Raw genomic sequence first — 13,748 nt, 5'->3', positions numbered from 1 at the left:
GTCTATTCGAACTTCGGAAGCAGTGCGTCCATCGGGCTGGAGGACGGCATCACGCGGTAGGTCTTCATGGTCTGGGTCATCGCCTTCTGGAAGGCAGAAGCGGTAGCAGCAGACGATGTAACTCTAGTCGGCTCGTCGAGAGTCACCACCACGACGTACTGCGGATCGTCGACCGGCGCGAAGCCCACCATGCTCGTGTAGTAGACGCCCGACTTGTAGCCGCCCTTGCCGTCCGGGATCTGCGCGGTACCCGTCTTGCTGGTCACCCGGTAGCCGGGAACCTGGATGCGGTCGGCATTGCCGCCCTGGACGGCCACGTTCTCGAGCATCCGCGTGAGGTCGGCCGCGGTCTGGGGCTTGATGATCTGCTCGGACTCGGGAGCACCCGGCGTGACCACCGTGCCGTCAGCGGCCGTGCAGGACTCGATCAGCGAGAGACCGATCTTCTCGCCGCCGTTGGCGATCGCCTGGTAGGCGCCGGCGAGCTGCGGCGCCGTGACCGTGAAGTACTGACCGAACGTGGTGGTGTAGAGCGACTGGTTGTCCCACTCGCTCGTGGGGTGGATCTCCCCCGAGGTCTCACTGGGGAAGCCGATCGTCGTCTCGCCGACGCCGAAGCGCTCGAGGTAGTCGTGACGGACATCCGGGCTCACCATCGTGCCGAACTTCGACAGCGCGACGTTCGATGAATCGATGAGCGCGCCGGCGAGGGTGTACTGGAAGGTCGGGTGCACGAACGCGTCGTTGATCACGGCGCCGTTGTCGAACTTCTCGTGCGAGGAGGCCGACACCGTGGGACTCGTCATCGTCACACCGCCGTTCTCCATCACCGCAGCGGCCGTCACGGCCTTGAACGTCGATCCCGGCTCGAACGGGTAGGTGAAGAGCTTGCTCACCCACGTCTCGGGCGCTGAGGCGTCGAGATCGTTCGGGTCCATGGTGGGCCATTCGGCCGCGGCGCGGATCTTTCCGGTGCCCACCTCGACGACGGTGACGGTGCCGCCCTTGGCGCCCTGGGCCTGCGCCTCTTCGGCGATCATCTGCTGCATGTACCACTGCAGGTCGCTGTTGATCGTGAGCTGCACGGTGCCGCCGTCGACCGCGTCCACCCTGCTCTCACTGCCGGGGATGACGACGGAGTTCTTGCCGGTGCGGTACGACTCCTCGCCGTCCGTGGGGGCGAGGCACTTCTCGTCCATCTTCTCGATGCCGGCCTGCGCAGTGCCGGTCCCGTCGAGGTATCCGAGCAGGTTTCCCGCCACGGCGCCGTTCGGGTAGACCCTGACCTCGCGCGGCTTCATCACGAGATACGAGCCGACCTTGAGGTCGCGCAGCTCGATGTACTTCTCGGTGCTGAGGCCCTTGACCAGCGGCAGGTACTGCGAATCGGGGTTCTCGGCGAGGGCAGCGGCGACATCGGCACGCAGCTCGTCCGCATCCAGCCCCATGATCTCGGCGATGCGCGTCGACGCCTCAGCCCAGGGCAGTGGCGGCGGGTTCTTCTCGTCCTCCTCCAGGAGGCGGATGACCTGGGGGCTGAGCTGCGCGTCGTAGACCATGACGCTCTCGGCCAGCACGGATCCGTCGCTGTCGACCACCGAGCCGCGTTCACCGGGAATCGCGGTGCGGTGCGCGATGAACTCGAGCGACTGTGCGACGTGCTCGTCGGCCTTCACCACCTGGATGTCGACGAGCCGCACGACGAAGGCGGCCAGGATCGCCAGGATCACCGCGAGAGCGACGACCGTGCGTCGCCGGGGTGTCCGGGTGGCTCGTGTCGTCATGGACTCTCTCCGTCAGGTCTCGATGGTGGGTGTGGTCGTCTAGCGAGTGCTGGGGCTCGGGAGTCCGTCGGTGATCGCCGGCGGAAGCTCCTGCGCAGACTGCCCGGCCGCTCCGTCGGGCGCGGGGTCGTCTGCCGTGGAGGCGTTCACCGGCACGTCGTTCAGCAGAGAGTTGCTCACCGCGCCGGCGCCGTTCGGATCGATGGTCGACGAGCCGGTCGCGCCGGTTCCCTGGCCGAAGACGGCTCCATCGCTCAGGCGGAGGTAGGACGGGGCCCCTGCCACGACCATGCCCAGGGATGCGGCACTGGCGGCGAGCGACTGGGGTGAGCTCATCCCGGTGAGATCCTCCTGCAGCGCGTTCGTCCGCAGATCCAGTTCGTGCTGCTGCGACGTGAGGCCTGCCAGCACGAAGGAGTCCTGGGTGATCGCCAGCGAGAGGCCGATCTGCACGCCTCCGATGGCCATGGCTCCTGCGAGCGCCACCAGCGCGTAGGCGAGCTTCGGCTTGCGGCGGACGGGGGTTCCCGTCACCGGCTCGAGACGCCGACGCGGTGCGCGTTCGGGTGCCTCGGGGAGCGCCCTCGGCCTCGGCGCTGCGACGTTCAGACTCATGAGCTCTCACGCACTTTCTCTGCGGCACGCAGTCGGACGGGGATGGCGCGGGGGTTGCGAGCCCGTTCGGCGTCGTCGGCGAGCTCCGCACCCTTGGTGATGATGCGGAACCGCGGCGCGTGCTCCGGCAGCTCGACGGGGAGTCCCCGCGGTGCGGTGGAGGCTGCACCGGCGGCGAAGGCCTGCTTCACGAGTCGGTCCTCGAGAGACTGGTATGACATCACCACGATGCGTCCGCCGACCGCGAGCGCATCCATGGCTGCGGGAATCGCATCCGCGAGTACGTTGAGCTCGGTGTTCACTTCGATCCGCAGAGCCTGGAAGACGCGCTTGGCCGGGTGCCCGGCCCGCTGAGCAGCTGCGGGCGTCGCCGCCTGGAGGATCTCGACGAGTTCGCCGGAGCGCGTGATCGGCTTCTTCTCGCGTGCGGCGATGATGAAGCGCGCATAGCGTCCCGCGAGCTTCTCCTCGCCATAGCGCTCGAAGATGCGACGCAGGTTGCCTTCGGTGTAGGTCGCGATCACCTCGGCGGCCGTCACGCCCTTCGTCTGATCCATCCGCATGTCCAGCGGCGCATCCTTCGAGTAGGCGAAGCCGCGTTCGGCTTCATCGAGCTGCAGGGACGAGACGCCCAGGTCGAAGAGGATGCCCGATGCGCCCTGAGCGTGCAGTCCGATCTCGTCATAGACCGTGTGCACCAGCGTCACCCGATCACGGAAACGAGCGAGACGCTCCCCCGCGATGCGCAGAGCGTCGGTGTCGCGATCGAGGCCGACGAGGCGGATGTTCGGGAACCGCTCGAGCAGCGCTTCGGAGTGACCGCCCATGCCGAGGGTGGCATCGACGAGCACCGCTCCGTCCGCCTGCAGCGCAGGGGCGAGAAGCTCGACGCAGCGTTCGAGGAGTACGGGGGTGTGGATGTCGCGGAGGTTCATGATCTTTCTCGGGTGATCTCTGTATCTCGGTGACCAGGGCCCTGATCCCCCTCCGCTTCACGACCCGGCACCGGGGAAGTGTGTCGGGGCAGGAGCGGCGGGGCATCACAGCCGTGGTCAGAAGAGGCCCGGAATCACCTCCTGCTCGAGATCTGCGTAGGTCTCCTCGCCTGCTGCGAGGTAGGTGTTCCAGCTCTCCGCATCCCAGATCTCGGCGTGGGCGCCGACTCCGGTGACGATGAGCTCCTTCTGCAGCCCCGCGTATTGACGGAGGTGCACGGGGATGGTGATGCGGTTCTGACTGTCGGGCATCTCCGCACTCGCACCGGAGAGGAACAGGCGCATGAAGTCACGCGCCTGCTTGTTCGCGAGCGGCGCCTGGCGGATCCGCTCGTGCATCGTCTCGAACTCGGCCGTGCTGAAGACGTAGAGGCAGCGTTCCTGCCCTCGGGTGACGACGATGCCGCCACCGAGGTCTTCGCGGAACTTCGCAGGAAGGATGACCCGTCCTTTGTCGTCCAACTTCGGAGAATGCGTTCCCAGCAACATCAGCCATCACCCCCTCTCCGTCCGGCCAACTCGAGGTGCGCCCCACTTTACTCCACTTTCCTCCACAAACCTACGGTCAATCCCTGTCCAGACCGCTCCTGTGAGTACGCGTACAACAAAGAGCCGCGGATTTCCGCGGCTCAAGGGCGGTGGAGGATGGTGGAGCGCGAGTGGAGGACGGAGCCCGGCATCACGACGCAGCCCCGGGCCGGCATACGGGTCCGAACGCACGAATGCCCGGATGCTCAGAGCATCCGGGCCTTCGTGAAGGTGTGTGGGTCAGTTGCCGTCTTGGCGGCGGTCCCATCGATCGTTCATGCGATCCATGAAGGACGCTGAGCTCTGCTGCTTCGCCGCGCGTTCGCGGGGTGCAGCGGAGAGGGGCTTGCGGACGGGAGTCACAGCGATCATGACGCCGCCGAGCATGGCGGCGAATCCGATCACTCCGACCACGACTCCCCAGACGTCCCCGAGGACGACTCCGACGATCAGCCCGCCCACACCGGCGAGGAGCAGAAGCGCTCCGTACACGAGGTTGCGGTAGCTGAGAGCGCGGTCACCAGACGGCGCAGTGACGACATCGGCGTCGTTGTGGAGGAGATGGCGTTCCATCTCGTCGAGCAGACGCTGCTCCTGTTCGGAGAGTGGCATTTCGTCCCCCTCGGGTATTCGTCCGTCCATTCTACGCGCGGTATGCCGCTGCGGGCTAGCTTCAAGGGCCTCCGTTGGCTTTACGTATGCTGGGAGTCGTGCCGTCCCCCTCATTTGTCTCCGACGCCGTCGCCGCACGCCTGCGCCTCTTCCTCGACCGGATGCGAGGCGAGTCGGCCGAATACGGCCCGGATGCCGAAGGCCTGATCGACGCGGCAGCCGACACCCTGGTGGGTGGCAAGCGCCTGCGGGCCCGTTTCTGCCACGCGGGATGGCAGTCGGTCGCACGTTTCCGCGACCGCGACGCCGAAGAATCGACGGGCCTCTGGGATGTCTGCGCGGCTCTGGAGATCTTCCAGTCGGCCGCACTGGTGCACGACGACCTGATCGACAACTCCGACATGAGGCGGGGACGTCCGGCGGCCCACCGCGCGCTCGAAGGCGCGCACGTCGCAGCCGGATGGCGAGGCGACCCCGCCGCCTTCGGCCGCTCGTCGGCGATCCTGCTCGGTGACCTGCTGGTGGCCTGGAGCGACGACCTCCTCGAGGATGCGATCGAGCCGCTCCCCCATGCCTCGGCGGTCCGCCGCGAATACGGACGGATGCGCCGGGACGTCACCGTGGGCCAATTCCTCGACATCGCGGAGGAGTCCGCCTGGAGCGTCCACGCCACGGACTCGCACGTCGAGCGTGCGCTTCGCGTCGTCTCCCTCAAATCCGCGAGGTACAGCATCGAGCAGCCCCTCGTGCTCGGAGCAGCGATCGCGGATGCCGACGAGGACCAGCTTCTGGCGCTTCGCGAGTTCGGCCATCCGGTCGGGATGGCCTTCCAGCTGCGCGACGACCTGCTCGGCGTCTACGGCGACGCCGCCGTGACCGGCAAACCTGCCGGTGACGACCTGCGCGAGGGCAAGCGCACCGTGCTGGTCGCTCTGACGAGGCAGACTCTCGACGCGTCCGCTCGCACCCTGTTCGATGAGATGCTCGGCGATCCCGACCTCACCAGCGAGCAGGTCGCATTCCTCCAGGCGACGATCACGGCCTCCGGCGCCCTGGAGCGCGTGGAGCGGATGATCGACGACTATGCGCGGGAAGCAGATCGCGCTCTCTCCGGAGCGCGGCTCGACAACACCGCTGTCGGAGACCTGCGCGACCTCGCACGCGCTGCGACGGTGCGCTCGGCCTGAGCGCGAACCGCTCCAGAGACCTCGGTTCAGGCGAGGGTGCGGGCGACCCTGCGGACAGCACTCTTGTGTCCGGCCAGGAGCGCATCGATCGGCGAGCGACCGAGTTCCTCCTCGGGAGCGAGGAGCCAGTCGATGACCTCGTCGTCGGAGAAGCCCGCATCCTGAAGCACGATGATCGTGCCGCGCAGCGAGGGCAGCGGGTGGTTGTCGACGATGAACACCGACGGAACCGCGAACACGCCGGAGCGGCGCGAGCCGATGAGGTAGTGCTCGTCGATGAGCCTGCGCACACGTCCCAGGGCCTCGTCGAGGACCTCCACGAGGTCGGGCATCGTGAGCCACTCGGTGGCGGTGACGCCGGCGGCGCTCACGGCGTTCGCGGACGCAGCCTCGGGCTGCGAGGTTTCAGACGGGTTGCTTTCAGACGGCACAGACACGTTGCAACTATCTCACCTCTGAGCGCCGATCGCACTTTCCGCATCGGGGCTTCGGTTCACATCGGCACCATTCGCACCATCCGTCACTCCTGTTGACATCCGTTTACATCCGTGTCAGCGTGGGCGGACGCCGAACAAGGGGGATCCCCGTGAGAACGCCTGCCGTCGCGCGACGAACGCGCACTCTTCAGCTCGGGGTGCCCGCCGCCCTCTTGGGCACGCTGTCTGCGGGGATCGCTGCCACCCCCGCATCCGCCGACGCGGTCTCGTCTCCGATCGAACGACTGCAGGCGACGCCGACGCGGATCGCGCCGACCGAGGCGCCTCCTGCCGTGTACACGGTGCGGCCGGGCGACACGATCTCGTCGATCGCGAACCGGTTCGGTCTGCGCACCGTCGATGTCCTGGCTTGGAACGGACTCAGTTGGCGTTCGGTGATCTACCCGGGGCAGACGCTGTCGTTGGCAGGAGCGAGTGCCCCCTCGCCGACCCCGGCCCCGGTTCAGGCGGCTCCGCCGGCGACGCACACCGTCGTCGCCGGCGAGACCGTGTTCGCCATCGCGCAGAAGCACGGGACGAGCGTCGACGCTGTTCTCGCCGCGAACGGCCTCGACCGGTCGTCCGTGATCTACCCCGGCCAGCAGCTCGCGCTCAGCGGCGCGTCAGCTCCGTCGGCCGCACCACCGGCATCCCCCGCGCAGACAGCCGGCCCCGCTCCGACCGCGACCGGTGGCCAGGCGCACGCTGTCGCCGCAGGAGACAGCCTGTTCGCCATCGCGAAGAAGTACGGCACGACGGTCGCGCAGCTCCTCGCGCTGAACGGCCTGGGTTCCGGAGCCATCATCTACCCCGGCCAGTCGCTGACCGTCGCGGCCGCTCCGGCTCCGGCTCCGACGCCCGCCCCGGCGGCGGCCACGCCCCCTCCCCAGCTGTTCGCGAACCTCGACGCCGAACAGGCCGCGAACGCCTCGCTCATCATCCGCGTCGGACGCGAGCTCGGCGCGCCCGACCGCGCCATCGCGATCGCTCTCGCCACCGCCATGGTCGAATCCAGCATGCGCAATCTGTCGTGGGGTGACCGCGACTCCCTCGGCCTCTTCCAGCAGCGCCCCAGCATGGGCTGGGGTTCGCCCGAGCAGGCGGTCGACGCCGACCGGAGCACCCGTGTCTTCTTCGGCGGCTCGTCGGACCCGAACGGGCAGGCCTCCCGGGGTCTCTTCGACATCTCAGGCTGGGAGGGCATGTCATTCACGGATGCCGCGCAGGCCGTCCAGATCTCCGCGTATCCCGATCGCTACGGCCAGTGGGAGACCCAGGCCCACCAGTGGCTCGGTGTCCACGGGTGACGCGCTTCCGGGCAAACCCGCAGGTGCAAGGGGCGAGCCGCTCCCGGGGCTTTCAGGCAGTTCTCCATAGAATCTTGACGTGACGACCAATCAGCAGGCCGACCCCCTCATCGGGCGGCTTGTCGACGGTCGGTACCGCGTGCGCGCCCGAATCGCCCGTGGAGGCATGGCGACCGTCTATGTCGCCACCGATCTCCGCCTCGAGCGGCGCATCGCTCTGAAGGTCATGCACGCGCACCTGAGCGACGACTCCGCCTTCCAGAGCCGGTTCATCCAAGAGGCACGTGCTGCCGCGCGGCTGGCCGATCCCCACGTCGTCAACGTGTTCGACCAGGGCCAGGACGGCGAACTCGCATACCTGGTGATGGAGTACCTTCCCGGCATCACGCTGCGCGAACTGCTGCGCGAGCAGAAGCGGCTCACGATCCCGCAGACGATCACCATCATGGATGCCGTCCTCGCCGGCCTCTCCGCAGCGCACCGCGCCGGGATCGTGCACCGTGACGTGAAGCCCGAGAACGTGCTGCTGGCCGAAGACGGACGCATCAAGATCGGCGACTTCGGTCTCGCCCGTGCGACCACCGCGAACACGGCCACCGGACAGCAGCTGCTCGGAACCATCGCCTATCTCGCACCCGAGCTCGTCACTCGCGGCACTGCCGACGCCAGAAGCGACATCTACGCGCTGGGCATCATGCTGTACGAGATGCTCGTCGGCGAACAGCCGTACAAGGGCGAGCAGCCCATGCAGATCGCCTTCCAGCACGCCACCGAGTCCGTGCCGCGCCCGAGCGTGCGCAATCCCGGCGTGCCGGAGGAGCTCGACGAGCTCGTGCTCTGGGCCACGGAGAAATCGCCGGATGAGCGTCCCGACGATGCGCAGCAGATGCTGGAGCGACTGCGCGAGATCGAGCGCGGGCTCGGGATCGCACCCGCCGTCGCCGCTGCGACGACATCGCAGCGTTCGCAGGCCGACTCCGCGGACCTCACCAAGGTCATGCCGAGCACGATGGTCATCGCCGACCCGACCGCCCCGGTCACGGCTGCCGTCGACAACGCGACGCTCCTGCGTCGCCGCTCATCACGACGTCGCGCGCGCGGAGCGTTCCTTCTGACGCTGGTGCTGCTTCTCGCGACCGTCGCCGGTGGTGTCGGCTGGTGGTTCGGGTCCGGTCCTGGTTCACTCGTCGCCGTCCCGGGGGTGGCCGGTCTGTCGTACGACGACGCCGCATCGGCGTTGACTGCAGAGGGCTTCGTGCCGGTGCGCGGCGAGGAGAGCTCCATCGACATCGCCGCCGGTGAAACGATCCGTACGGACCCCGGCGAGGGCGAACGCCTCGACAAGGGCACCGAGATCACCGTCTTCGTGTCCTCGGGTCCGGCGTCGCACACGGTGGAGACCCTCAACGGCAAGACCGAGCAGGAAGCTCGCGACTACCTCGCGGACATCAGGATCAACGTCACAGAGACCTCCCTGCAGCTCTTCTCCGACGCCGAGGCCGGGCGCGTGATCAACGCCTTCGTGACGCCTCGCGACGGCGGCGAGGTCTATGCGTGCGCCGAGGGCTGCGAGCTGCGCGAGGACGACACGGTCGAGCTGTACGTCTCCGCCGGCGCGTTCCCCGATGTCGCGGGAATGAGCGTCGATCAGGCGACGAACACGCTGCGCGACAAGGGCGTCGAGGTCAACCCGGACTCGCAGTTCGTCTTCAGCGACTCGGTCGCGAAGGATGTCGTCATCGGCGTCACCGACCGCGCCGAAGAGGGCAATCGGCGCCCCGGCGATACTGTTCAGCTAATCGTCTCGAAGGGACCCGAACTGTTCCCCGTGCCCGAGGTCGAGGGGATGAGCCGCGACGAGGCCGCCCAGGTGATCCGGGACGCCGGTTTCGAACCGACCTGGAACGGCATCTGGAACGCGTTCCCCAACGACTTCACCGAGGTCAGCGGGTCCGATCCGGGTGCCGGCGCGCAGCGCCCGAAGGGCACCGAGATCACCCTCCAGATCCGCAGCAGCGCGTTCTAGGAGGCGGGCGGTCCCCGCGCTTATCGCGCGCGGCCGCACGCCGGCCGCCCGTCGCCGCCGCCGCCACCACACAGAAAGGGTCCTCTCCGACTACGGAGAGGACCCTTTCTGTCTGATGGATCGTGGTCAGCGCTTCTCGAGCTCTTCGGCCACGAGGAAGGCGAGCTCGAGCGACTGCATGTGGTTGAGACGCGGGTCGCACAGGCTCTCGTAGCGGGTCGCGAGGGCGGCCTCGTCGATGTGCTCGGATCCGCCCAGACACTCGGTGACGTCGTCACCGGTGAGCTCGACGTGGATGCCGCCGGGGAACGTGCCCACGGCCCGGTGTGCCTCGAAGAAGCCGCGGACCTCGTCGACGACATCATCGAAGCGACGCGTCTTGTACCCCGTGGGCGTCGTGATGCCGTTGCCGTGCATGGGGTCGGTGACCCACAGCGGCTGCGCGCCCGAGTCGCGGACGGCCTCGAGCAGCGGCGGCAGCGCGTCGCGGATCTTGCCCGCGCCCATGCGCGTGATGAACGTCAGACGGCCCGGCTCGCGGTCGGGGTCGAGCTTGTCGATCAGCGCGAGCGCCGTCTCGGGTGACGTGGTCGGACCGAGCTTCACGCCGATGGGGTTGCGGATCTTCGAGAAGTAGTCGACGTGCGCACCGTCGAGCTCGCGCGTGCGCTCCCCGATCCACAGGAAGTGCGCCGAGGTGTTGAACGGCGTGTCCGTACGGGAGTCGATGCGGGTCATCGGGCGCTCGTAGTCCATCAGCAGGCCCTCGTGCCCGGTGAAGAACTCGACGCGGGTGAGCTCGTCGAAGTCGGCGCCGGCCGCCTCCATGAACTTGATGGCCCGGTCGATCTCGGCCGCCATGCGCTCGTAGCGCTGGTTCGCCGGGTTCTGCGCGAAGCCCTTGTTCCACGAGTGCACCTCGCGCAGATCGGCGAAGCCACCCTGCGTGAACGCGCGGATGAGGTTCAGCGTCGACGCGGCCGTGTGGTATCCCTGCAGCAGGCGGCCGGGATCGGCGCGGCGGGACGCCTCGGTGAAGTCGTAGCCGTTCACGATGTCGCCGCGGTAAGCGGGAAGCGTGACATCGCCACGGGTCTCGGTGTCGCTCGACCGCGGCTTGGCGAACTGGCCGGCCATGCGACCCATCTTCACCACGGGCATAGATGCGCCGTACGTCAGCACCACGGCCATCTGCAGGACCGTCTTGATCCTGTTGCGGATCTGGTCGGCGGTGGCACCCGCAAAGGTCTCTGCGCAGTCGCCACCCTGCAGCAGGAACGCCTTGCCGGACGCTGCTCGCGCAAGACGATCGCGAAGGTTGTCGACCTCGCCGGCGAACACCAGGGGCGGGAGCGTCGAGATCTGCGTGGAGACCTCGGAGACACGCTCTGCGTCGAGCCACTGAGGCTGCTGTTTGATCGGGAGCGAGCGCCACGCATCAAGCGCGTCGATGTGGTGCTGGAGCATGTGTCCAGCCTAGTGCTCGTGACGAAGCCGGGATGCCTCAGGAGCGCTGTGTGACGCGGGCCGGGAGCCGGTCCTTCACGGTCGATGCGTACACGTCGTCGTACTGCTGTTCACCCAGTCGCTGGAGGGCGACCATGATCTCGTCCGTGACCGAGCGGAGGATGTAGCGATCGTTCTCCATGCCCGCGTAGCGGGAGAAGTCCAGGGGCTCTCCGATGACGATCCCGACCCGCACCACGCGCGGCAGGCGCTGCCCGATGGGCATCGCGGTGTCGGTGTCGACCATGATCACCGGGATCACCGGGACCTTCGCCTCCATCGCCATCCGGGCGATGCCCGTGCGGCCACGGTAGAGCCGGCCGTCGGGGCTCCGCGTGCCCTCCGGATAGATGCCGAGCAGATCGCCGCGTCCGAGTACCTGCAGGCCGGTGTTGAGAGAGGCTTCGGACGCCTTGCCGCCGGAGCGGTCGATCGGGATCTGCCCCGTCGCCTTCATGAAGAACTTGGTTGCCCAGCCCTTGATCCCGCGCCCGGTGAAGTAGTCGCTCTTGGCGAGGAACGACATCGGTCGGTCGATCATCAGCGGCAGGAAGATGGAATCGGCGAAGGAGAGGTGGTTGCTGGCGAGGATCGCCGCGCCGTTCGCCGGGATGTTCGCGCGCCCGACCACCCATGGTCGGAATATCGCTTTGACCACGGGACCGATCGCCACGTACTTCATCAGCCAGTAGAACATCGAGGTGAAGTCTAGCGTCGTGCTCGGCATCCGCCACAGCCGCGGTCTCGCGAGACCCGATCGGCGACTGAGTGTCACCTGATATGCGACCGAGTGTCATGCTCTAGACTCGTGTGCAACCCAGTGCCCGACCGGTACCGAAGGAGCTGCCGTGGTCCAGTTTGAAGTCCCCGCCGTCGTCCCCGCCGACCCAGACGCGAACATCGCCGACCTGCTGACGAAGCGCGTCCAGGCGACTCCCGATCGCCCCCTCTTCGCAGTGCCCGATGGCGACGGATGGCGCGACATCACCGCAGCCGACTTCGAGACTGCGGTCATCGCGCTGGCCAAGGGCTTCGTCGCCGCGGGCATCCAGCCGGGTGAGAAGGTGGGCTTCCTCGCACGCACGACCTACGAGTGGACTCTCGTCGACTTCGCGCTGTTCTACGCCGGCGCCGTGATGGTCCCGATCTACGAGACCAGCTCTCCGTCGCAGATCCAGTGGATCCTCGAGGATTCCGGTGCCATCGCCCTCGTGGTCGAGTCACCGGAGCACTTCGCTCGGCTCGATGAGGTGCGCGGCGACCTCCCGCTGCTCCGCGAGGTGTGGCAGCTGCACCTCGGAGCGATCGATTCGCTGACCGCCCAGGGCGCATCCGTCACCGATGCCGAGATCGAGCGTCTCCGCAACATCGCCGTCGGTTCTGACATCGCCACCCTCATCTACACCTCGGGGTCGACCGGCCGCCCCAAGGGCTGCGTCCTCACGCACAGCAACTTCGTCGAGCTGTGCCGCAATTCCGCGACGGCACTCGACGCAGTGGTTCAGACACCGGGTTCCTCCACGCTGCTCTTCATCACGACAGCACACGTGTTCGCGCGCTTCATCTCGATCCTCAACATCCACGCCGGCGTGCGCACCGGACACCAGCCCGACACTCGACAGCTGCTGCCGGCGCTCGGGTCGTTCAAGCCGACCTACCTCCTCGCCGTGCCGCGCGTCTTCGAGAAGGTCTACAACTCCGCCGAGCAGAAGGCCGAGGCCGGTGGGAAGGGGAAGATCTTCCGCGCCGCCGCCGACGTCGCCATCCAGCACTCGAAGCTCGTCGAGGAGGGCAAGAGCATCCCGATCGGGACGAAGCTCAAGTTCGCACTCTTCAACAAGCTCGTCTACAGCAAGCTGCGTGAAGCCATGGGCGGCAGAGTCGTCTACGCGGTGTCGGGCTCCGCTCCCCTCGGTTCGCGTCTGGGCCACTTCTTCCACAGCCTCGGCGTCGTGATCCTCGAGGGATACGGTCTCACCGAGACGACTGCTCCGGCGACCGTGAACCTGGCCGACAAGTCGAAGATCGGCACCGTCGGCCCCGCGCTCCCCGGTGTGGGTGTGCGACTCGCGGACGACGGTGAGATCCAGGTCCGCGGCATCAACGTCTTCAAGGAGTACTGGAACAACCCCGAGGCGACCGCAGAGGCGTTCAGCGACGGCGGCTGGTTCCACACGGGCGACATCGGCAGCTTCGACTCCGAGGGCTTCCTGACCATCACCGGTCGCAAGAAGGAGATCATCGTCACGGCCGGCGGAAAGAACGTCGCGCCGGCCGCGCTGGAAGACCCGATCCGCGCGAATCCGATCATCGGACAGGTCGTCGTCGTCGGCGACCAGCGTCCGTTCATCTCCGCGCTCATCACGCTGGATCCCGAGATGCTGCCGACTTGGCTCGGCAACGCCGGCCTCCCGAAGGAGATGTCGCTCGCCGAGGCCGCCACGAACGATGCCGTCCGTGCCGAGATCCAGAAGGCGGTCGATGCCGCCAACGCGCGCGTGTCGCGCGCGGAGTCCATCCGCAAGTTCACCGTTCTCGACAGCGAATGGACCGAGGCCTCCGGTCACCTCACTCCGAAGCTGTCGATCAAGCGCAACGTGATCATGAGCGACTTCGCCGACGAGATCGCTGCCATCTACGACGAACCCGTCTCGACGACCAACGTCGCGATCGGCGGCTGAGGCTCGCGAGACAGCAGAAAGGCCCCGCTCC

12 protein-coding genes are annotated in these 13,748 nt (G+C 67.5%); 4 read left to right on the top strand and 8 right to left on the bottom strand.

Translation table 11 applies throughout. The annotated features are described in order from the left end of the window. Nucleotides 1-2: 2 nt before the first annotated feature. The 5 genes from AB0P11_RS04305 to AB0P11_RS04285 all read right to left on the bottom strand — a co-directional run bounded on the left by AB0P11_RS04305 (nt 3) and on the right by AB0P11_RS04285 (nt 4,534). Nucleotides 3-1,784 (bottom strand): penicillin-binding protein 2, encoded by a 1,782-nt coding sequence (locus AB0P11_RS04305; protein ID WP_056278962.1) that lies wholly within the window; start codon nt 1,782-1,784, stop codon nt 3-5. Between the two features lie 39 nt (nt 1,785-1,823). Then, nucleotides 1,824-2,399, bottom strand: a complete 576-nt coding sequence (locus tag AB0P11_RS04300) for a hypothetical protein (RefSeq protein WP_072591461.1) — start codon at nt 2,397-2,399, stop codon at nt 1,824-1,826. Next, entirely contained in the window at nt 2,396-3,334 is a 939-nt protein-coding gene (gene rsmH / locus AB0P11_RS04295) for a 16S rRNA (cytosine(1402)-N(4))-methyltransferase RsmH (RefSeq protein ID WP_053096775.1), read from the bottom strand. The genes AB0P11_RS04300 and rsmH overlap by 4 nt, the downstream gene beginning before the upstream one ends. Before the next feature lie 117 nt (nt 3,335-3,451). Further along, the gene (gene mraZ / locus AB0P11_RS04290) at nt 3,452-3,883 is read right to left on the bottom strand and encodes a division/cell wall cluster transcriptional repressor MraZ (RefSeq protein ID WP_053096776.1); all 432 of its coding nucleotides are present in this window, start codon (nt 3,881-3,883) and stop codon (nt 3,452-3,454) included. A gap of 279 nt (nt 3,884-4,162) precedes the next feature. After that, nucleotides 4,163-4,534 (bottom strand): DUF3040 domain-containing protein, encoded by a 372-nt coding sequence (locus AB0P11_RS04285; protein WP_053096778.1) that lies wholly within the window; start codon nt 4,532-4,534, stop codon nt 4,163-4,165. Between the two features lie 98 nt (nt 4,535-4,632). On the opposite strand from AB0P11_RS04285, the gene AB0P11_RS04280 reads away from it, so the two are divergent. Beyond that, nucleotides 4,633-5,721, top strand: a complete 1,089-nt coding sequence (locus AB0P11_RS04280; RefSeq protein WP_363520044.1) for a polyprenyl synthetase family protein — start codon at nt 4,633-4,635, stop codon at nt 5,719-5,721. A 26-nt stretch (nt 5,722-5,747) separates the two neighbouring features. On the opposite strand, the gene AB0P11_RS04275 is transcribed toward AB0P11_RS04280, so the two are convergent. Beyond that, the gene (locus tag AB0P11_RS04275; RefSeq protein WP_363520840.1) at nt 5,748-6,092 is read right to left on the bottom strand and encodes an Rv2175c family DNA-binding protein; all 345 of its coding nucleotides are present in this window, start codon (nt 6,090-6,092) and stop codon (nt 5,748-5,750) included. A gap of 215 nt (nt 6,093-6,307) precedes the next feature. Between AB0P11_RS04275 and AB0P11_RS04270 the strand changes: the two genes are divergently transcribed. Both AB0P11_RS04270 and pknB read left to right on the top strand, forming a co-directional pair. Next, on the top strand, nt 6,308-7,504 hold the full coding sequence (locus AB0P11_RS04270) for a LysM peptidoglycan-binding domain-containing protein (RefSeq protein ID WP_363520041.1): 1,197 nt from the start codon (nt 6,308-6,310) through the stop codon (nt 7,502-7,504). Between the two features lie 79 nt (nt 7,505-7,583). Next, the gene (gene pknB / locus AB0P11_RS04265) at nt 7,584-9,530 is read left to right on the top strand and encodes a Stk1 family PASTA domain-containing Ser/Thr kinase (protein WP_072591464.1); all 1,947 of its coding nucleotides are present in this window, start codon (nt 7,584-7,586) and stop codon (nt 9,528-9,530) included. Nucleotides 9,531-9,656: 126 nt separating this feature from the next. Here the strand turns inward: pknB and AB0P11_RS04260 are convergent, their stop codons facing one another. Both AB0P11_RS04260 and AB0P11_RS04255 read right to left on the bottom strand, forming a co-directional pair. Further along, the gene (locus AB0P11_RS04260; RefSeq protein ID WP_056278966.1) at nt 9,657-10,997 is read right to left on the bottom strand and encodes a class II 3-deoxy-7-phosphoheptulonate synthase; all 1,341 of its coding nucleotides are present in this window, start codon (nt 10,995-10,997) and stop codon (nt 9,657-9,659) included. Nucleotides 10,998-11,034: 37 nt separating this feature from the next. Then, nucleotides 11,035-11,733, bottom strand: coding sequence for a lysophospholipid acyltransferase family protein (locus AB0P11_RS04255; RefSeq protein ID WP_053099163.1), 699 nt, complete (start codon nt 11,731-11,733; stop codon nt 11,035-11,037). A gap of 151 nt (nt 11,734-11,884) precedes the next feature. Between AB0P11_RS04255 and AB0P11_RS04250 the strand changes: the two genes are divergently transcribed. Beyond that, a complete protein-coding gene (locus AB0P11_RS04250) occupies nt 11,885-13,717 on the top strand; it encodes an AMP-dependent synthetase/ligase (protein ID WP_363520036.1) in 1,833 nt (610 codons plus the stop codon). The last annotated feature ends 31 nt before the right edge of the window (nt 13,718-13,748 follow it).

The organism is Microbacterium sp. NPDC079176, from assembly GCF_040686675.1.
In the GTDB taxonomy this organism is placed as follows: Bacteria; Actinomycetota; Actinomycetes; order Actinomycetales; family Microbacteriaceae; genus Microbacterium.
Note: the sequence above shows the minus strand (reverse complement) of the source record. Positions and strands in the feature narration are given on the sequence as shown.